General features: G+C 61.1%; 14 protein-coding genes and 2 pseudogenes. 5 read left to right on the plus strand and 11 right to left on the minus strand.

Features of this window, described 5'->3' with window-relative positions; genetic code table 11:
* Positions 1-4: 4 nt before the first annotated feature.
* Positions 5-1,498, plus strand: a complete 1,494-nt coding sequence (locus LJU32_03620; GenBank protein ID WKV89500.1) for a YifB family Mg chelatase-like AAA ATPase — start codon at positions 5-7, stop codon at positions 1,496-1,498.
* Here LJU32_03620 and LJU32_03625 read toward each other — a convergent pair.
* The 3 genes from LJU32_03625 to LJU32_03635 form a co-directional block, all read right to left on the minus strand.
* Complete coding sequence (locus LJU32_03625; protein ID WKV89501.1) at positions 1,495-2,709, minus strand: aldose 1-epimerase family protein; 1,215 nt, start codon at positions 2,707-2,709, stop codon at positions 1,495-1,497. The two genes, LJU32_03620 and LJU32_03625, sit on opposite strands and share 4 nt — an antisense overlap.
* A gap of 195 nt (positions 2,710-2,904) precedes the next feature.
* Positions 2,905-4,881, minus strand: coding sequence for a methyl-accepting chemotaxis protein (locus LJU32_03630; GenBank protein ID WKV89502.1), 1,977 nt, complete (start codon positions 4,879-4,881; stop codon positions 2,905-2,907).
* 187 nt (positions 4,882-5,068) lie between these two features.
* Positions 5,069-5,989, minus strand: a complete 921-nt coding sequence (locus tag LJU32_03635; GenBank protein WKV89503.1) for a LysR family transcriptional regulator — start codon at positions 5,987-5,989, stop codon at positions 5,069-5,071.
* 159 nt (positions 5,990-6,148) lie between these two features.
* Between LJU32_03635 and LJU32_03640 the strand changes: the two genes are divergently transcribed.
* Positions 6,149-7,543, plus strand: a complete 1,395-nt coding sequence (locus LJU32_03640; GenBank protein WKV89504.1) for a NorM family multidrug efflux MATE transporter — start codon at positions 6,149-6,151, stop codon at positions 7,541-7,543.
* Positions 7,544-7,619: 76 nt separating this feature from the next.
* Here LJU32_03640 and LJU32_03645 read toward each other — a convergent pair whose 3' ends face one another.
* A complete protein-coding gene (locus tag LJU32_03645) occupies positions 7,620-9,290 on the minus strand; it encodes a bifunctional diguanylate cyclase/phosphodiesterase (protein ID WKV89505.1) in 1,671 nt (556 codons plus the stop codon).
* A 271-nt stretch (positions 9,291-9,561) separates the two neighbouring features.
* Here LJU32_03645 and rep point away from each other — a divergent pair, with 271 nt between their 5' ends.
* Positions 9,562-11,571, plus strand: coding sequence for a DNA helicase Rep (rep, locus tag LJU32_03650; GenBank protein WKV89506.1), 2,010 nt, complete (start codon positions 9,562-9,564; stop codon positions 11,569-11,571).
* Between the two features lie 77 nt (positions 11,572-11,648).
* A pseudogene (locus tag LJU32_03655) lies at positions 11,649-12,199 on the plus strand (xanthine phosphoribosyltransferase).
* A gap of 122 nt (positions 12,200-12,321) precedes the next feature.
* On the opposite strand, the pseudogene LJU32_03660 reads toward LJU32_03655, so the two are convergent.
* The 6 genes and pseudogenes from LJU32_03660 to dadA form a co-directional block, all read right to left on the minus strand.
* Positions 12,322-14,243 (minus strand): annotated as a pseudogene (locus LJU32_03660) (acetyl-CoA hydrolase).
* Between the two features lie 167 nt (positions 14,244-14,410).
* Positions 14,411-14,818, minus strand: coding sequence for a c-type cytochrome (locus LJU32_03665; protein WKV91034.1), 408 nt, complete (start codon positions 14,816-14,818; stop codon positions 14,411-14,413).
* A 187-nt stretch (positions 14,819-15,005) separates the two neighbouring features.
* Entirely contained in the window at positions 15,006-15,554 is a 549-nt protein-coding gene (locus tag LJU32_03670) for a cupin domain-containing protein (protein WKV89507.1), read from the minus strand.
* Positions 15,555-15,642: 88 nt separating this feature from the next.
* Positions 15,643-16,716 (minus strand): alanine racemase, encoded by a 1,074-nt coding sequence (alr, locus tag LJU32_03675; GenBank protein WKV91035.1) that lies wholly within the window; start codon positions 16,714-16,716, stop codon positions 15,643-15,645.
* 93 nt (positions 16,717-16,809) lie between these two features.
* The gene (locus tag LJU32_03680; GenBank protein WKV89508.1) at positions 16,810-17,163 is read right to left on the minus strand and encodes a RidA family protein; all 354 of its coding nucleotides are present in this window, start codon (positions 17,161-17,163) and stop codon (positions 16,810-16,812) included.
* Positions 17,135-18,439, minus strand: coding sequence for a D-amino acid dehydrogenase (gene dadA / locus LJU32_03685; protein WKV89509.1), 1,305 nt, complete (start codon positions 18,437-18,439; stop codon positions 17,135-17,137). The genes LJU32_03680 and dadA overlap by 29 nt, the downstream gene beginning before the upstream one ends.
* Positions 18,440-18,591: 152 nt before the next feature.
* On the opposite strand from dadA, the gene LJU32_03690 reads away from it, so the two are divergent.
* Complete coding sequence (locus LJU32_03690; protein WKV89510.1) at positions 18,592-19,080, plus strand: Lrp/AsnC ligand binding domain-containing protein; 489 nt, start codon at positions 18,592-18,594, stop codon at positions 19,078-19,080.
* Between the two features lie 111 nt (positions 19,081-19,191).
* Here LJU32_03690 and LJU32_03695 read toward each other — a convergent pair whose 3' ends face one another.
* A complete protein-coding gene (locus tag LJU32_03695) occupies positions 19,192-19,545 on the minus strand; it encodes a YkgJ family cysteine cluster protein (GenBank protein WKV89511.1) in 354 nt (117 codons plus the stop codon).
* Between the last annotated feature and the right edge of the window lie 99 nt (positions 19,546-19,644).

A 19,644-nucleotide genomic window follows, 5' to 3' on the forward strand; every position in this document is an offset into this window, starting at 1 on the left:
GACCATGTCCCTCTCCATTGTCCACAGTCGCGCCCAGATTGGCGTGGAAGCCCCCGCTGTTACCGTCGAAGTCCATCTGGCCAACGGTCTGCCGTCGCTGACCATGGTCGGCCTGCCCGAAGCGGCGGTGAAGGAGAGCAAGGATCGGGTACGCAGCGCGATCATCAATTCCGGGCTGCAATTTCCGGCGCGGCGGATCACCTTGAATCTGGCGCCGGCGGATCTGCCCAAGGATGGCGGGCGCTTCGATCTGGCGATTGCCTTGGGGATTCTGTCGGCCAGTGTGCAGGTGCCCTGCCTGACCCTGGATGAGGTGGAATGTCTGGGTGAGTTGGCGCTGTCGGGTGCCGTGCGGCCGGTGCGTGGCGTGCTGCCGGCAGCATTGGCGGCGCGCAAGGCCGGGCGGGCGTTGGTGGTGCCTCGGGCTAATGCGGAAGAGGCGTGCCTGGCCTCGGGCCTCAAGGTATTTGCGGTCGATCATTTGCTGGAAGCGGTGGCGCATTTCAATGGGCACACGCCGGTCGAGCCTTACGTTTCCGATGGTTTGATGCACGCTGCCAAACCCTATCCCGACCTCAACGAGGTGCAGGGTCAGACAGCCGCCAAGCGCGCACTGCTGATTGCCGCCGCGGGGGCGCATAACCTGTTGTTCAGCGGGCCGCCGGGCACTGGCAAGACATTGCTGGCCAGTCGTTTGCCGGGGTTGCTGCCACCGCTTTCCGAATGCGAGGCGCTGGAAGTGGCAGCGATTCAGTCGGTCGCCAGCGGGGTGCCTCTGACTCACTGGCCGCAACGGCCCTTCCGCCAACCGCACCATTCGGCTTCAGGGCCGGCATTGGTCGGTGGCAGTTCGAAGCCGCAACCCGGTGAAATCACCCTCGCCCATCACGGCGTGCTGTTTCTTGATGAATTGCCGGAGTTTGATCGCAAGGTTCTCGAGGTGTTGCGCGAGCCCCTGGAGTCCGGGCATATCGTCATCGCCCGGGCCAAGGACCGCGTGCGTTTCCCCGCGCGGTTTCAGCTGGTGGCAGCAATGAATCCGTGCCCCTGTGGATATCTTGGCGAGCCCAGCGGCAAATGCTCGTGCACGCCGGACATGGTCCAGCGCTATCGCAACAAACTGTCAGGACCGCTGCTGGACCGGATCGATCTGCACCTGACTGTGGCGCGTGAAGCGACCGCATTGAATCCGGCAGCCAAGCCCGGCGAGGACAGCGCCAGCGCCGCAGCACTTGTGGCCGAAGCGCGGGAGCGCCAGCAGAAACGTCAGCGCTGTGCCAATGCGTTTCTGGATTTGCCGGAATTGAAGCGTCATTGCAAGTTATCCACAGCCGACGAAAAATGGCTGGAAGCGGCCTGCGAGCGATTGATCCTGTCGCTGCGCTCGGCGCATCGCCTGCTCAAGGTCGCGCGCACGCTGGCGGATCTTGAACAGGCCGATGCGATTACCCGCGAGCATCTGGCCGAGGCACTGCAATACCGGCCGGCGACACCTTAATGCTCAGTCAGATCAACCAGCGGTGCCTGGCGCACTTCGGTGTCGCGCCCGGCCTGAATCTCGGTCACGCGCTTCAAAGCGTTATCCACAGCCACCTTGTCCGCGAGGAGGGTGTAGCTGATCTGGAACTGTTTATGTTCTTTCGGGGCAATGGTCGGCACCAGGTTCAATGGCCGCTGATAGCGACGGTTGTAGGAAAAACTTGTCCCCGGCTCCAGTCCGGTGACGTAGCCCTGCCCTTGGGTATCAGTGTTTTTCCACAGCGAAAATACTGGCAACTGCTGAGTATTGAAGCCAACGGACACGCCGAGGCTGCCGGCCTTGTTGTGCAGCACGGTCAGCGTCTGCCCTTTGGCATCGGCATACGGCACGACGTTATAGACCGTTTCGTCGTAATCCTTGGTTGGCGCGCGATAGGTCTGCCAGTCGGGCAGATCGCCCTTGGCCTTGTCGTTGAACGGCGACACCTGCTTCACCGGCGCAGCGAATTTCGCGCCCTGCTCGAGAAACGGCGTGCTGAAATTGCTGTGATACAGCGCCTGATATTCCTTCGCATAATCGCCGTTGTTGGTCAGGGTGTCGTTGAGGGCGAAGCTTGCGCTGCCCGGTTCGGTGACCAGTTCGGTCGCTACCGAGAAATCGACTTTCTTGAATGCCTGCTCTTTCAGCTCGCCACGCAGCGTAATGGCATAGGGCGGCTTCTCGTCGATGTGCAGAGTAACGGCGCTGGCCGGTATGTTGGCGGCACGACCATGCAGAGTCAGCAGTTCACCGTTGTCCATACCGGGATGGCCAACCCACTCGTAGCCGCAACGGGTGACCAGTTCATTGAAGCCTTCCAGCCAACCCAGGCCACCGCGACCGTTGAGTTCGATGAACGCCGGGTTGACCACCTCTTTGACCGGCGAATCCCAGCCCATCCGAACGTCGCCCACCGAAGCCTGCAACACGTTCATGCCACGGGTCGGCACTACCGACAGCTTCATCGTGCCGTTATCGATATCGACAATGCTGACGCCCTCCTGACGACCGCCATGCAGAGTACGCAGGGTCACGGAAAACGCTTTGGCGGTTTTTACGCCGAGTTGCTCACTGGTGATCGTCCAGTTCTTTGCCGGAGTATTGGCGTCGAGCAGGACATAGTCCCAGGCCATGGCGTGGGAAGCGGCAGAGAACGCGCCGAGGGCGACGAGGAGTTTGAGCGGGGTCATGGCAGCAGCCTTTATTGGAGTTGTGCCATTTTTATAGCGCTGCGGAAACGTTTCAGCAAGTCCAAAGAAGCGGTGGGAGGAAAGCATTCGCAAGCAGGCTCGCTCCCACAGGGACATCTGGCCTTCACAATATTTGTGAATTACGCCGACTACTGTGGGAGCGAGCCTGCTCGCGATAGCTGTTTCAAAGATGCATCAACGGAAGCGGTCAACCTCGGAACGCAGATCCGCCGCCAGCTTCTCCAGCTCTTTAGCGGTGACAGCCAGGTTAGACACCACCTCACGCTGCTCGCTGTTGGCCATGGCAATGCTCTGCAAGTTGCTGCTCAGCAACGTTGCCGTGCTGCTTTGTTCCTGAGTGGCAGTGGTGATCGCGGCAAACTGCTGCCCTGCCGAACGGCTCTGCTCGTCGATCCGCGCCAGCGCCGAGGCGACATTGGCGTTGCGCGACAGGCCTTCCTGCATCAGCACGTTGCCCTGCTCCATGGTGCTGATCGCGTTGCCGGTTTCCTGCTGGATGCTGTGGATCATGCTGGAGATTTCATCAGTGGCCTGACGGGTACGCGAGGCGAGGCTGCGCACTTCGTCCGCGACCACGGCGAAACCGCGACCTTGCTCACCGGCACGAGCGGCTTCGATGGCAGCGTTGAGCGCCAGCAGGTTGGTTTGTTCGGCGATCGAGGTGATCACGCCGACGATGCCGCCGATTTCCTGCGAGCGTTGGCCGAGGGTGTTGATCACCGTGGCAGTGCTGTTCAGCGCACCGGCGATCTGCTCCAGCGACGACGATGCTTCTTCCATCGAGCTGCGGCCAATCTGCGTTTGCTGAGCGTTTTCCTGCGCCAGGCGCTGCGTCGCACCCATGTTGTCGGCAATGTTCAGCGACGTCGCGCTGAACTCTTCCACGGCGCCGGCCATGCTGGTGATTTCGCCCGACTGTTGCTCCATGCCTTCGTAAGCACCACCGGACAGACCGGACAGCGCCTGCGCACGGCTGTTGACCTCTTCCGAAGCGCGGCGGATGTGCTCGACCATGGTCGACAGCGCCTGGCTCATCTGGTTGAACGCACGGGACAGCTGACCGATTTCATCGTGGCTCGATACGTTCAGCCGCACACTCAGATCGCCCGCGCCCAACGCCTCGGCCTGACGCACCAGATCGCCCAGCGGGGCGAGTTTGCTGCGCAGCAGCCAGACCACGGAACCGACCGCGAGCAACATCGCCAGCAGGCTGCCGATCGCCAGTTGCGTACCGACGCTCCAGGTCACCGCGCGGATCTCGGCTTTCGGCATGCTCGCCACCACCGACCACGGGCCACCTTCGAACGGCACAGCGATGCTATAGAAGTCTTCGCCCTTGTCGCTCCAGAACTCACCTTTGCCCGGGGTTTTCACCAGGTTGTTGATGGTCGGTACTGCTTGGTCCAGAGCTTCGACGCCGGCAATCGGCACCAGCCATTTGTTCTGCTCGTCGAGGAGCGCCAGCGAGCCGGTCTGGCCGATGCGGAAGCGCTTGAGATTGGCGAACTGCGCGTTCTGCGCGTCGGTGTAGTCGAAGCCGACGTACAGCACCGCGATAATCTTGCCGCCTGCATCGCGTACCGGGGTGTACTGCGACATGTAGTAACGCTCGAACAGCAGCGAGCGGCCGACATAACTCTGCCCCGCCATCAGCTTTGCGTACGCCGGGTTGGCATGATCGAGCACGGTGCCAATGGCACGGGTGCCGTCCTGCTTGCTGACGTTGGTGCTGACACGAATGAAGTCTTCGCCGCTGCGCACGAATACCGTGGCCACACCGGCGGTCATCTGCTTGAACTCGTCAACTTCCTTGAAGTTGTTGTTCAGCACCTCGTTGCCCAGGTGCAGGCCCGGGGTCTGCACGCCGGCCACGGTCACTGGCTGATCCGGGTGCACACTCAAACCACTGCCGAAGCGCTTTTCGAACAGACCGCTCAAGCGCAGGGTGCTTTCGCGCAGCGTACCGTGGAAGGTACTCAGCTGATCGGCCAGCAGCCGGGCCTCACTGGCCAGATGCTCTTCACGGGTGGCGAGGTTGGCGGAATCCAGCGAACGCAAGGCGAACACCGTACTGCCGCTGATGACTATCGCCAGTATCACAGCAAGGGCGAGGCCCAACTGCGAGGCGATCCGAGCACGAGGTTGAGACATGAACAGCTCCTGGCCGAGCCACCGAATCCTCCTTGATCGCGGTAATTGCCCGGAAAATATTCTAATAATGGGGGTAGCGCAGAACCGGCACGACGGTTCCACATGCTCGTAGTCGGCGGTAAAACCGAATACTTGAGCACTTTGCGTGGGTATGGCGCAGTAGTGGCATTGTGCCGGCTCGAACGTTTCAGCTCAAGCGCTCTACCGTCGGCAGTTGCATGGCACGGACCTCGCCTTGCAGAAAGTCGCTGAGGCGGCGCAAACGTTCACCTCCCGGGCGTGGCTTTGGCCATACCAGGTAATAATTCAGGCCACTGGCGACGGCGGTCGGCCACGGCAGACTCAGGCGCCCCTGCGCGACATCTTCGGCAACCATCAGCAAATCGCCCATGGAGACACCGTAACCACGCGCCGCCGCAATCATGCCCAGCTCCAGCGTATCGAACACTTGTCCGCCCTTGAGCGAGACCTGATCGGACAGCCCCATGCGCTCCAGCCAACTGCGCCAGTCGCGGCGATCCGGGGTCGGGTGCAGCAGTTCAGCGCTCGCCAGGCGCGCCACGTCCCAAGGTTGATCATTGAGCAGGTTCGGCGCGCCGACCGGAATCAGTTCCTCGGGAAACAGCAGGCTCGCTTCCCAGTCCGGCGGGAAATGCCCGTCACTGAGCAACACCGCGCAATCGAATGGTTCGTTGTTGAAGTCCACCGAATCGATATCCATCCACGCACTGGTCAGTTGCACCTCATTGCCCGGCTGTAAATGGCGGAAGCGACTCAGCCGCGCCAACAGCCAACGCATGGTCAGGGTTGAAGGCGCCTTCATGCGCAGGATGTCGTCCTCGGCGCGCAAGGTATTGCAGGCGCGTTCAAGGGCGGCAAAGCCTTCGCGGATGCCGGGTAACAGCAGCCGCGCCGACTCGGTCAGTTGCAGGTTGCGCCCGCTGCGATGGAACAGCCGGCAGGCGAAATGTTCTTCAAGGGTGCGGATGTGCCGACTGACCGCGCTCTGAGTGATCGACAGTTCTTCCGCCGCGCGCGTGAACGAGCTGTGTCGCGCTGCCGCTTCGAATGCGCGCAGGGCATACAACGGAGGAAGGCGTCGGGACATACACAAAGCTCCAGTAGCGGGGATATAGCCAATCCGGCGGGTACGTTTCAGGATGAGTATTAATCATGCCACCCATCCTTTTTATCCCTTTGTGCAACGCCTGCCAAGCGCCGAGAATCGACGCTCTTCTGTTCCCTCTGAAATCAGGTGGTGATGACCATGCGGCATCCTGTGCGTACCGAACTCTGGGCCATCCTGCGGCTGGCGGGGCCGCTGATTGCTTCGCAGTTGGCGCACATGCTGATGGTGCTGACCGACACCCTGATGATGGCGCGCCTGAGTCCAGAAGCGCTGGCCGGAGGTGGCCTCGGTGCGGCGAGTTACTCGTTCGTGTCGATTTTCTGCATCGGCGTGATTGCAGCGGTCGGCACATTGGTGGCGATCCGTCAGGGTGCCGGTGACATCCTCGGCGCCGCGCGCCTGACCCAGGCCGGGTTGTGGCTGGCCTGGCTGATGGCCCTCGGCGCCGGGCTGCTGTTGTGGAACCTGAAACCGGTGTTGCTGCTGTTCGGCCAGACCGAAACCAACGTCAACGCCGCCGGGCAGTTTCTCATCGCCCTGCCCTTCGCCCTGCCCAGTTACTTGAGCTTCATGGCCCTGCGCGGTTTTACCAGTGCAATCGGCCGGGCGACGCCGGTGATGGTCATCAGCCTCGCCGGCACCGTGGCCAATTTCCTCCTCAACTACGCGCTGATCACCGGCATGTTCGGCCTGCCGCAATTGGGTTTGACCGGCATCGGTCTGGTCACGGCGATTGTCGCCAATTGCATGGCACTGGCGCTGGCCTGGCACATTCGCCGGCATCCGGCCTATGACGCTTATCCGCTGCGCGCCGGTCTGTCGCGGCCGAACCGGCAATACCTGAAAGAGTTGTGGCGCCTGGGTCTGCCGATTGGCGGCACCTATGCGGTGGAAGTCGGGCTGTTTGCCTTTGCCGCGTTGTGCATGGGCACCATGGGCAGTACGCAAATGGGTGCGCATCAGATTGCACTGCAGATCGTGTCGGTGGCCTTCATGGTCCCGGCCGGGATGTCCTATGCCATCACCATGCGCGTCGGCCAACACTACGGCGCCGGGCAACTGATCGACGCACGCATGTCCGGGCGTGTCGGCATCGCCTTCGGAGCAGTAGTAATGCTCGGCTTCGCCCTGGTGTTCTGGCTGTGGCCGAATCAGTTGGTCGGCCTGTTCCTCGACCACAACGACCCGGCGTTTGCCGAGGTGATCCGTCTGGCGGTGAGCCTGTTGGCGGTGGCGGCGTGGTTCGAGTTGTTCGACGGCACGCAGACGATTGCCATGGGCTGCATTCGTGGACTCAAGGATGCCAAAACCACATTTCTCGTGGGGCTCGCTTGCTATTGGCTGATTGGCGCACCGGCGGCGTGGTGGATGGCGTTCCACCTCAATTGGGGGCCGACGGGCGTGTGGTGGGGCCTGGCGCTGGGGCTGGCATGCGCGGCGGTGAGCCTGACGCTGGCGTTTGAATGGAAGATGCAGCGGATGATTCGGCGCGAGCCAGTTGCAGAGAGGTTCGAGGCCATCGGCGCGGATTAAGATCAAAGATCGCAGCCTTCGGCGGCTCCGACAAGGGAACACATTCCAAGGTAGGAACTGCCGAAGGCTGCGATCTTTAAATGGCTTCCACCGAAGCCTGCTGACTGGCTCCAAAGATCAGATATTCCACCAGATCCTCCAACGGCAACGGCCGGCTGATCAGATAGCCCTGCACCTGATCGCAACCGAACCCGCGCAACAAATCCAGCTGCTCTGGCGTCTCGACCCCTTCGGCAACCACTTCCAGATGCAGGTTGTGCGCGAGGTTGATCATCGCGTGTACCAGTTTGCGGTTCTCTTCGCGCTGTTCCATGCCGCCGACGAAACTCTTGTCGATCTTCAGCAAGGTGATCGGCAGGCTGTTGAGGTGCACGAACGACGAAAACCCGGTGCCGAAATCGTCCAGCGAGAAGCGCACGCCGAGGCGGCCGAGGGCGTCCATGGTCTGTTTGACCAGATCGCTGCGCCGCATCACCGCGGTTTCGGTCAGTTCGAACTCGAGCCACTGCGCCTCGACGCCGCGTTCGGCAATCAGACGGCTGAGCGTCGGCAGCAACTGGCTGTCCTGAAACTGCCGGAACGACAGGTTGATCGCCATGTGCAGCGGCGCCAGACCCTGTTCGCGCAACGCCTGCATGTCACGCAGCGCGCGAGCGATCACCCAGTAACCCAGCGGCACGATCAGACCGCTCTGTTCGGCCAGTGGCACGAATTCGCTCGGCGGCAACAGACCGCGTTCGCCATGACGCCAGCGCACCAGCGCTTCAAGGCCGACAATCTGGCCGTCCGCAAGATTCAGGCGTGGCTGGTAATGCAGTTCCAGTTCATCGCGGCGCAAGGCCCGGCGCAGTTCACTTTCGAGGTCGGCCATGCTGCGCGCGTTGCGGTTGATGCGTTCGTTGAAGATATGAAAAGTGCAACCCTGTGTGCTCTTGGCCTGCTGCATGGCGATGTGCGCGTGCCACATCAGCGGATCGGCGCCGCCATTGGCGCGGGCATGGGCGATGCCGAGGCTGGAACCGATCAGCAGACTCTCGCCGTCGACCCAATAAGGTTCGGCCAAGGCTTCGGTGATGCGTTCAGCCATCCACTCGGCGCGTTGCGGCGCGCGGCGGGTGTCGATCAGCAAAGCGAATTCATCACTGCCCAGCCGCGCCAGTTGATCGCCGGCCTCCAGCTGACTTTTCAGCCGCGCAACAACTTGCAGAATCAAGCGATCGCCAGCCTGATGACCAAGGGCGTCGTTGGCATGGCGGAAATTGTCGAGATCGAGGTGGCCGAGAGCGAGACCGCGACCGTCGCCTTCGGCAAGACGCGCGGTGAGCAAGGTCTGAAAGCCCTGACGGTTGGCGATGCCGGTCAGCGGGTCCTGTTCGGCCAGGCGCTGCAAAGTGTTTTCCAGCACGCCGCGTTCGCGCACATGGCGCAGGCAACGCTGGAGCATGCCGGCATCGAGGGCGTCGAACACCAGCCAGTCGCTGACACCGATCGGCGCGGTGGCCGGTTCGTGCTCCAGCAGCAGAACGGTCGGCAGGCTGCAGCGCCCGGGCGGCGGTTGCAACGCCGGCAGGGTCAGCAACACCGCGTGACGGTTGTCTTCGAACAGGCGGCTGACTGAATCCCAGTTCGGCGCGCTGATCAGCACCGCCGCGCTCCCCATCGGAGCCAGACACTCACGCAACAACGCTGTCCACGCCGGCTCTTCGGCCAGTAGCAGCAAACGCAAGGGTTCGACAGGCGTAGACAAGCTGACTCCCTAGACTCTGCAATGATGTAGGCGGGGCATTATGCCGTTGTGCTGAACAATGACCAATGTGTTGTCTGATGACAACGGCATCAAAACGTTATTTTGCGTCAGAAGGAGAACATTAGCCGCAAAATCCCCGCGCATCCTGCGTGAAAGTAACAAAACCGGCAAATCTGAATCGCGTGCTGCGTCACAAGTCGGACAGAGCAGCAGAAATCGCTGAGCCTGTTAAAATGCCGGCCCATTTCGTCAACGACTCCCGAATTTTCGTATGTCCCGACTCAATCCCCGGCAGCAAGAAGCCGTGAACTACGTCGGCGGCCCTCTATTGGTGCTCGCCGGTGCTGGCTCCGGCAAGACCAGCGTGATCACGCGCAAGATCGCGCACCTGATCCAGAACTGCGGCATCCGCGCCCAGTACATCGTCGCCATGACCTTTACCAACAAGGCCGCGCGCGAAATGAAAGAGCGGGTCGGCACCCTGTTACGTGCCGGCGAAGGGCGCGGCCTGACGGTCTGCACCTTCCACAACCTGGGCCTGAACATCATCCGCAAGGAGCATGCGCGGCTGGGCTACAAACCCGGTTTCTCGATCTTCGACGAGACCGACGTCAAAGCCCTGATGACCGACATCATGCAGAAGGAATACGCAGGCGACGACGGCGTCGACGAAATCAAGAACATGATCGGCGCCTGGAAAAATGACCTGATCCTGCCCGCTCAGGCCCTGGAGAATGCGCGCAATCCCAAGGAACAGACTGCCGCCATCGTCTACACCCACTATCAGCGCACGCTCAAGGCGTTCAACGCGGTGGACTTCGACGACCTGATCCTGCTGCCGGTAAAGCTCTTCGAGGAACACGCCGACATTCTCGAAAAGTGGCAGAACAAGGTGCGCTACCTGCTCGTCGACGAATACCAGGACACCAACGCCAGCCAGTACCTGTTGGTGAAGATGCTGATCGGCAAGCGCAACCAGTTCACCGTGGTGGGTGACGACGACCAGTCGATCTACGCCTGGCGTGGCGCGCGCCCGGAAAACCTGATGCTGCTCAAGGACGACTATCCGTCGTTGAAAGTGGTGATGCTCGAGCAGAACTACCGCTCCACCAGCCGCATCCTGCGATGCGCCAACGTGCTGATTTCGAACAACCCGCACGAATTCGAAAAGCAGCTGTGGAGCGAGATGGGCCACGGCGACGAGATCCGCGTGATCCGCTGCCGCAACGAGGATGCCGAAGCCGAGCGCGTGGCCATGGAAATCCTCAGCCTGCACTTGCGCACCGATCGTCCGTACAGCGATTTTGCGATTCTCTATCGCGGCAACTATCAGGCCAAGCTGATCGAATTGAAGCTGCAGCACCATCAGGTGCCGTATCGCCTGAGCGGCGGCAACAGCTTCTTCGGTCGCCAGGAAGTGAAGGACTTGATGGCCTACTTCCGCCTGATCGTCAACCCGGATGACGACAACGCCTTCCTGCGTGTGATCAACGTGCCGCGCCGCGAGATCGGCTCGACCACCCTGGAAAAGCTCGGCAACTACGCCACCGAGCGCAAGATCTCGATGTACGCTGCCACCGACGAAATTGGCCTCGGCGAACATCTCGACAGCCGCTTTACTGATCGCCTGGCGCGCTTCAAGCGCTTCATGGACAAGGTCCGCGAGCAGTGCGCCGGCGAAGATCCGATCTCGGCGCTGCGCAGCATGGTCATGGACATCGACTACGAGAACTGGCTGCGTACCAACAGCTCCAGCGACAAGGCCGCCGACTACCGCATGGGCAACGTCTGGTTCTTGATCGAGGCGTTGAAAAACACCCTCGAGAAAGACGAAGACGGCGAGATGACCGTCGAGGACGCCATCGGCAAACTGGTGCTGCGCGACATGCTCGAGCGCCAGCAGGAAGAAGAGGACGGCGCCGAAGGCGTGCAAATGATGACGCTGCACGCCTCCAAGGGCCTGGAATTCCCCTACGTGTTCATCATGGGCATGGAAGAGGAAATCCTCCCGCACCGCTCCAGCATCGAAGCCGACACAATCGAAGAAGAACGCCGCCTGGCCTACGTGGGCATCACGCGCGCCCGCCAGACCCTGGCCTTCACCTTCGCTGCCAAGCGCAAGCAGTACGGTGAAATCATCGACTGCGCGCCGAGCCGCTTTCTGGATGAGCTGCCGCCGGACGATCTGGCCTGGGAAGGCAACGACGACACCCCGACTGAGGTCAAAGCCGTGCGTGGCAATAGCGCATTGGCCGATATACGCGCGATGTTAAAGCGCTAGAATCGACTACTTTTTAATCTACCTTCGGCGCCCATCGCGCCAACAGAGGAAGCTGTTGTGGAAGCACTGCACAAAAAATCCGCGAAGAAGGCATCGTGCTTTCCGATCAAGTCCTGAAAGTCGACGCTTTCCTGAACCACCAGATCGACCCGGCCCTGATGAAGCTGATCGGTGACGAATTCGCAGCGCTGTTCAAGGATTCGGGGATCACCAAGATCGTCACCATCGAAGCCTCGGGCATCGCCCCGGCGATCATGACCGGGCTGAACCTCGGCGTGCCGGTGATCTTCGCCCGCAAGCAACAGTCCCTGACCCTGACTGAAAACCTGCTCTCGGCGACCGTATACTCGTTCACCAAGAAGACCGAAAGCACCGTGGCCATTTCCCGCGCCACCTGACCAGCAGCGATCGCGTGCTGATCATCGACGACTTCCTGGCCAACGGTAAGGCCTCGCAAGCGCTGATTTCGATCATCAAACAGGCCGGCGCCACCGTGGCCGGTCTGGGCATTGTCATCGAGAAGTCGTTCCAGGGCGGCCGCGCCGAACTGGACTCGCAGGGCTACCGCGTTGAATCGCTGGCTCGCGTGCAATCGCTGAAGGATGGCGTCGTTACCTTCATCGAGTAACCATGCAATATCCTTGTGGGAGCGGGCTTGCTCGCGAAGGCATTGTCTCAGTCACCCTGTTGAGTGAATGACACACCGCTTTCGCGAGCAGGCTCGCTCCCACATTGGGTTCTGGGGTGGAGTTATTGCGCGGTGGCTTTGAGGCCGGTGAGCAGCAGGCGCTGAAACAGGTCCTCCTTCAAGCCTTCCGGGTTCGTCAGCTGCATCCGCTCAAGGTGTTCCGGGAACGCCGACGCCTCCGGCGCATCCAGCGCTGCCTTGCCCAATTCCAGAATCTCGGTCAGCTTGAACTTGCTCTTCAGCCAGTTCAGCGCGCGCAGCAGATCTCGTTCGATCGCGGTGAAATCACAGCCCAGCGGATACTCCGGAAACAGGTTCGGATGCCGTGCGGCAATCGCCTGCAAGCGCTGCGGTGTGTTGTCGGCGAAACGTGGATCGAGGCGAAAATCCTTCGGCAGCTTGCCAACTTTTTGCGCCTGTTCGATCAGTCCCGGCTGGAAGCGTGAATCACTGATATTGAGCAGCGCTTCGATCACCGCTGCGTCGGATTTGCCGCGCAGGTCGGCGATGCCGTACTCGGTAACGACGATGTCACGCAGATGCCGCGGAATCGTGCAGTGGCCGTAATCCCAGACGATGTTGGAGCTGACCTCGCCGCCCGACTCACGCCAGCTGCGCAGGATCAACATCGATCTCGCGCCCTCCAGCGCGTGACCCTGGGCAACGAAGTTGTACTGCCCACCGACACCGCTGAGCACGCGTCCGTCTGCCAATTGATCAGCCACGCCGGCGCCGAGCAGAGTCATGGTGAACACGGTGTTGATGAAGCGCGCATCGATGCGCTGCAAGCGCTTGAGCTCTTCCTGGCCGTACAGCTCGTTGATATAGCTGATGCGGGTCATGTTGAATTCCAGCAGCTTGCTTTGCGGCAACTCGCGCAGCCGCTCGTAGAAACTGCGCGGGCCAAGGAAGAAGCCGCCGTGCACCGAGATACCGTCGGGCTGCGCGGCTTCGTCGAGGGTACCGGCGTTGGCCTGCTCCTGGGTCGGCACATCCGGATAGACCTTGCGCCGAATGATCCCGGCATCCGCCAATACCAACAGCCCGTTGACGAACATCTCGCTGCAACCGTAAAGGCCTTTGGCAAATGGCGCGGTGCCGCCCTCGCGCTGAATCAATTGCGCCCATTGGCTGAGGTTGATGTCATCGAGCAACGCCTGATAGCCGGCGTTATCGGCCTGCCGCGCGAGTAACGCGGCGGTCAACGCATCGCCCATCGAACCGATGCCGATCTGCAACGTGCCGCCATCGCGCACCAGCGTGCTCGCATGCAAGCCAATGAAATGATCCTGAAACCCCACCGGCATGTTCGGCGTTGAAAACAGCGTGCTGCTGTCCTTCTCGTCGATCAGCAGATCAAAGGTGTCGATGTCGACTTCCGCATCGCCGGGCATGTACGGCAGATCCGTATGCACCTGGCCGACCAGCACGATGGTCTCCCCGCCTCACGGCGCTTGGCGATCATCGGCAACAGGTCGAGGGTGATGTCCGGGTTGCAGCTCAGGCTCAGACGATCGGGATGTTCGCTGCTGCTGGCCAGTAATTGCGCCACCAGGTTCAGGCCCGCGGCGTTGATGTCGCGGGCGGCATGGCTGTAATTGCTGCTGACGTAATCCTGCTGCGCCGGCGCGCTGTTGAGCAGACTGCCCGGCTGCATGAAGAACTGTTGGATGCGGATGTTGGCGGGCAGGCTGTCGCGCTGCAGATCAGCGAGGAAATCGAACTCAGGATAGTCACCAAACACGCGCTCGACGAAGGGCTCGATAAAACGCTTCTGCAAGCCATCGCCCAGATTCGGCCGACCGAGGCACAACGCGGTATAGATCGTTAGCTGCCGTTCGGGCAGCTCCTTGATCCGCCGGTACAGCGCGTTGACGAAGTGATTCGGCTTGCCCAGCCCCAGCGGCAGGCCCATGTGGATGTGCGCCGGCAAACGCGCCAGCACATCGTCCACCGCCTGTTCGATCGAACACAACTGCACCATCTGAAGCCTCCCGCCCGTTCCGTTGATAGGGGTAGACCGAGATTGCCTTGAGTTTGCTGCAAAGGACAGCATTTGGTTTGGAGGGATCAGGGCCTGAATGAATCGGAAACCAGAAACCACAGGCACAAAAAACCGTCCGAAGACGGTTTTTTCAAAGCCGGCGCTGATTACAGACCGGACATCTCTTTGATCGCGCCCTTGAGCTCTTCATCGGAGCAATCGGCGCAGGTGCCTTTCGGCGGCATGGCGTTGATGCCGGTGATGGCCTTGGCGAGAATGCCGTCCAGACCACCCTGATGATCGGCCCGCTCCTTCCAGGCTGCCTTGTCGCCGATCTTCGGCGCGCCAAGCAGGCCCGTGCCGTGGCAAGCGTTGCAGTGCTTGGCGATCACGTCTTTAGGTGCCTTCGCCCCGCCACCGCCGCCAGCCGTCGCGGCCACTTCCATACCCTTGCATTCCTGCCCTTGGACACACACCTGGCCGACGGGCTCGAGGCGTTTGGCGATGTCGTCATTTGTCGCAGCTTGAGCGCTGACAGCCCAGAGGGCCAGTACGGTTGCTGGTGCGGCCAGCATTTTCATAATTAGGTTCACGCGTTCACCCTCAATGGTGGCTATTCACGCCTGCGGCCACGGTTCGCAGGCGGGCGCAAGTATAGCGGGTAGGCCGCTGTACTGAAACAACCCCATGGTTAGAGGGGTCTTGTAGCGCATCGGTAAATCGTTTCGGGGGCCTCTGCCGTATTGGCCTGGCGCCTTCTGCTTAGAAATTCGCCGGCGTGGCTGCGCTGATTAGTCGCGCCGGTACGTCGAACGGGTTACGGAAACGATGCGGCTTGGTACTTTCAAAATAGTAGCTGTCGCCAGCTTCGAGGATAAAAGTTTCCAGCCCTACCACCAGCTCGAGGCGACCTTCCACCAGAATCCCGGTTTCCTCGCCCTCGTGGGTGAGCATTTCTTCGCCGGTGTCGGCGCCCGGCGGGTAGATTTCGTTGAGGAAGGCGATGGCGCGGCTCGGATGGGCCCGGCCGACCAGTTTCATGGTCACGGCGCCGTCGGAGATGTCGATCAGCTCGTTGGCCTTGTAGACGATCTGGGTCGGTTGGTCCTGCAGGATCTCTTCGGAAAAGAACTCGACCATCGACATGGGAATGCCGCCGAGCACCTTTCTCAGCGAACTGATCGAAGGGCTGACGCTGTTCTTTTCGATCATCGAAATGGTGCTGTTGGTGACGCCCGCGCGTTTGGCGAGTTCACGCTGGGAAAGCCCTTTGAGCTTGCGGATCGATTGCAGTCGTTCACCGACGTCCAAGGCGGGAGCCTCCTGATGTTGTAAGAATATTGAGCGTTATCATGGCGACAGCGTTCAGTATTTACAACACTTGGCCCCCGCAGCGGCGTCAACCCTCGGAATAGAGCCTTGGCACCCGTTTCAGGTTGCAGAAGATCTGATACGGGATGGTATCGGCCCACTTTGCCACGTCGCTGGCGAGGATGTTTTTACCCCACAGCTCGACAGTTGAACCAAGCCCCGCTTCCGCTACGTCGGTCAGATCGATGCAGAGCATGTCCATCGACACGCGCCCCAGCAGGCGACTGGATTTGCCGGCCACCAGTACCGGCGTGCCGGTCGGCGCCTGGCGCGGGTAGCCGTCGGCGTACCCCATGGCGACCACACCGATGCGCATCGGCTTGTCGGTGATGAATCTGGCGCCATAGCCGATCGGTTCGCCGGCCGGCAATTCACGCACACTGATGACTTTCGATTCGAGGGTCATCACTGGTTGCAGGCGTTCAGCGACGGCGTTGGCTTCTTCGAACGGGGTCGCGCCGTAGAGCATGATGCCCGGGCGGACCCAATCGCTTTGGATTTCTGGCCAACCGAGCACGGCTGGCGAGTTGCGCAGGCTGACTTCCGCCGCCAGCCCTTGACGCGCCGCTTCGAACACCGCGACCTGCTCGGCGCTGCTTTGCGCGTGCAATTCATCGGCGCGGGCGAAGTGGCTCATCAACACGATTTTCGCCACCTTGCCGCTGGCCAGCAGACGTTGATATGCCGCAGGGTAGTCTTTCGGATGCAGACCGACGCGGTGCATGCCGGAATCTAGCTTCAGCCAAACAGTAATCGGCTTGCTCAGCGCTGCCTGTTCGATCGCTTCGAGCTGCCACAGCGAATGCACCACGCACCAGAAATCATGCTCGACGATCAACGCCAGCTCGTCGGCTTCGAAGAAGCCTTCCAGCAGCAATACCGGCGCGCGAATCCCAGCGGAACGCAGCTCCAGTGCTTCTTCAATGCAGGCCACCGCAAATCCGTCAGCCTCGGCTTCCAGCGCCTGGGCGCAACGCACCGCGCCATGGCCATAGGCGTCCGCCTTGATCACCGCGAGCGCCTTGGCGCCGGTGACTTCACGGGCAATTCGGTAGTTGTGACGCAGGGCTTGAAGGTCGATCAGGGCACGGGCAGGACGCATGGCGGCAGACTTCTGGGCGGTCATGGGAAGAAAAACCGGCGCTGACTGACGGCGTGAACCGCCAACAGCACCGGGAGAGGGATCTTGGAACCGTTATGGCAGCGCGGCGACGATGGAGATCTCCACCAGAATGCTCGGCTTGGCCATCTTCGCTTCGACGGTGGCGCGGGCCGGAGCAGCGCCTTTTGGCAACCACTGGTCCCACACCGCGTTCATCCCGGCGAAGTGCGCTTCGATGTTGTTCAAATAGATTGTCGCCGACAACAGATGCTGCTTGTCGGTCCCGGCCAGATCGAGCAAGCGCTCGATATTGGCGAGCACGTCGCGGGTCTGCTGTTCAATTCCGGCGTCGAAGTCGTCGCCGACCTGCCCGGCCAGATACACGGTGCCGTTGTGGCTGACGATCTGACTCATGCGCTCATTGGTGAGCTGGCGCTGGATTGACATGTTTTGCGGACTCCTGGGTCTGGTTGCCGTAACGGGAAATATCGAGGCCTTCGGCGCTGATCTGCGGCTTTTTCTTCGCCATCAGGTCGGCGAGCAAACGGCCGGAACCACAGGCCATGGTCCAGCCGAGCGTACCGTGACCGGTGTTGAGGAACAGATTCTTGAACGGCGTGGCGCCAACGATCGGCGTACCGTCCGGCGTGGTCGGGCGCAGGCCGGTCCAGAAACTCGCTTCGGCCAGATTGCCGCCCTGAGGATAAAGGTCGTTGACGATCATCTCCAGGGTTTCGCGCCGACGCGGGTTCAGCGATAGGTCAAAACCGGCGATCTCGGCCATGCCGCCGACGCGGATGCGGTTGTCGAAACGGGTGATCGCAACCTTGTAGGTCTCGTCGAGAATGGTCGACGTCGGCGCCATGGCAGGATCGGTGATCGGCACGGTCAGCGAATAGCCCTTGAGCGGATACACCGGAGCCTTGATGCCCAACGGCTTGAGCAACTGCGGCGAGTAGCTGCCGAGCGCCAGCACGTAGCGGTCAGCGGTTTCCAGCTTGCCGTCAATCCACACACCGTTGATGCGATCACCGGCGTAGTCGAGTTTCTGGATGTCCTGGCCGAAACGGAATTCCACACCGAGCTTGCGCGCCATTTCGGCGAGACGGGTGGTGAAGATCTGGCAGTCGCCGGTCTGGTCGTTGGGCAGACGCAGCGCGCCAGCGAGAATATCGGTCACGCCGGCCAGAGCCGGCTCGACGCGGGCGATGCCGGCGCGGTCGAGGACTTCAAACGGCACGCCGGACTCTTTCAGCACGGCGATGTCTTTGGCGGCGTTATCCAGTTGCGCCTGAGTACGGAACAACTGCGTCGTGCCGAGGCTGCGGCCTTCGTAGGCGATACCGGTTTCGGCGCGCAATTCATCGAGGCAGTCACGGCTGTACTCGGACAGACGCACCATGCGCTCCTTGTTCACCGCGTAACGGCTGGCGGTGCAGTTGCGCAGCATTTGCGCCATCCACAGGTATTGGTCGATATCGGCGGTGGCCTTGATCGCCAATGGCGCATGGCGTTGCAGCAGCCACGTGATGGCCTTGAGCGGCACGCCCGGCGCGGCCCACGGCGAGGCGTAACCCGGCGAGACCTGGCCGGCGTTGGCGAAACTGGTCTCCATGGCCGCAGCAGGCTGCCGGTCGACCACCACCACTTCGAACCCGGCACGCGCCAGATAGTAAGCACTGGCGGTACCGATGACGCCGCTACCCAAGACCATGACGCGCATTTTCAATCCCTCATCGCGGCTTTCCGCCGAACTGTTTGTTAGAGCAATGATGGGCGCAGTGTAAAAAGAAATGCCAGTGCTTTTCACTATATAAGCGCCTATATTTGGCGACAATTCTCGGTAAAAACCCTTTTCGCGGAGGCGCATCCCCTATGCGTACCAACACTCAGACCAAACGTGAGCTGGACAAGATCGACCGCAACATCCTGCGCATCCTCCAGGCGGACGGGCGGATTTCCTTCACTGAGCTCGGGGAAAAGGTCGGTCTCTCGACCACGCCGTGCACCGAGCGCGTGCGGCGCCTGGAGCGCGAAGGGATCATCATGGGCTACAACGCCCGGCTCAATCCGCAGCACTTGAAGGGTAGCCTGCTGGTGTTTGTCGAAATCAGCCTCGACTACAAATCCGGCGACACATTCGAAGAATTCAGACGCGCGGTGCTGAAGCTGCCGCATGTGCTGGAGTGTCATTTGGTGTCGGGGGATTTCGACTATCTGGTGAAGGCGCGGATTTCCGAGATGGCCTCGTACCGCAAACTGCTCGGCGACATTCTCTTGAAGCTGCCACATGTACGTGAATCGAAGAGCTATATCGTCATGGAAGAGGTGAAAGAAAGCCTGTGCCTGCCGATTCCGGACTGAAATCGGCGGCGTCCTTCGCGAGCAGGCTCGCTCCCACATTTGAAATGCAATCTCCTGTGGGAGCGAGCCTGCTCGCGAAGACGTCGACTCGGTCTGAACTGAACGCAACAGCTAAACCAACACCTGCCGATTCGCCGCCATGTACTGGAAAATCTGCTTCTCGACCCGCGGATGAATCAGCTCCACCGGCCGCCGCTCGTTCGGGCATGGCAGGCTATTGGTCGTACCAAACAGTCGACAGATCAGCGGCCGCTCTTCATACACAGTGCAACCATTCGGCCCCAGATGCACACAGTTGAGTTCTTCCAGCGCGGCATCCTGCTCGGCGCGGGTCTTGCGCGGCAGCCGGGCCATTTCCTCGGGCGAAGTGGTCACCGGCCCGCAGCAGTCGTGGCAGCCCGGCACGCAGTCGAACGTGGGAATCTGCTGACGCAGGGTGCGGATTTTCTGGCTGTTGCAGCTCATTGAAACGGTGACCAAAGTGGCGGGCTGATGATTGTGCCGCAAAAGCCCGGATCCAGACACCGCAGGCCGACCGATGTTGCCCACGTTCGGGCGTGCGGC

This window comes from Pseudomonas sp. B21_DOA (assembly GCA_030544685.1).
Classification (GTDB): domain Bacteria; phylum Pseudomonadota; class Gammaproteobacteria; order Pseudomonadales; family Pseudomonadaceae; genus Aquipseudomonas; species Aquipseudomonas fluorescens_AO.

What these genes read in the sequence shown, in the direction of transcription:
- rep (WKV89506.1), top strand. Translation starts at nt 9,562, where the DNA reads ATGTCCCGACTCAATCCCCGGCAGCAAGAAGCCGTGAACTACGTCGGC.
- LJU32_03640 (WKV89504.1), top strand. Translation starts at nt 6,149, where the DNA reads ATGCGGCATCCTGTGCGTACCGAACTCTGGGCCATCCTGCGGCTGGCG.
- LJU32_03625 (WKV89501.1), bottom strand. Translation starts at nt 2,709, where the DNA reads ATGACCCCGCTCAAACTCCTCGTCGCCCTCGGCGCGTTCTCTGCCGCT.
- LJU32_03665 (WKV91034.1), bottom strand. Translation starts at nt 14,818, where the DNA reads ATGCTGGCCGCACCAGCAACCGTACTGGCCCTCTGGGCTGTCAGCGCT.
- alr (WKV91035.1), bottom strand. Translation starts at nt 16,716, where the DNA reads ATGCGTCCTGCCCGTGCCCTGATCGACCTTCAAGCCCTGCGTCACAAC.
- LJU32_03680 (WKV89508.1), bottom strand. Translation starts at nt 17,163, where the DNA reads ATGTCAATCCAGCGCCAGCTCACCAATGAGCGCATGAGTCAGATCGTC.
- dadA (WKV89509.1), bottom strand. Translation starts at nt 18,439, where the DNA reads ATGCGCGTCATGGTCTTGGGTAGCGGCGTCATCGGTACCGCCAGTGCT.
- LJU32_03630 (WKV89502.1), bottom strand. Translation starts at nt 4,881, where the DNA reads ATGTCTCAACCTCGTGCTCGGATCGCCTCGCAGTTGGGCCTCGCCCTT.
- LJU32_03620 (WKV89500.1), top strand. Translation starts at nt 5, where the DNA reads ATGTCCCTCTCCATTGTCCACAGTCGCGCCCAGATTGGCGTGGAAGCC.
- LJU32_03690 (WKV89510.1), top strand. Translation starts at nt 18,592, where the DNA reads ATGCGTACCAACACTCAGACCAAACGTGAGCTGGACAAGATCGACCGC.
- LJU32_03695 (WKV89511.1), bottom strand. Translation starts at nt 19,545, where the DNA reads ATGAGCTGCAACAGCCAGAAAATCCGCACCCTGCGTCAGCAGATTCCC.
- LJU32_03635 (WKV89503.1), bottom strand. Translation starts at nt 5,989, where the DNA reads ATGTCCCGACGCCTTCCTCCGTTGTATGCCCTGCGCGCATTCGAAGCG.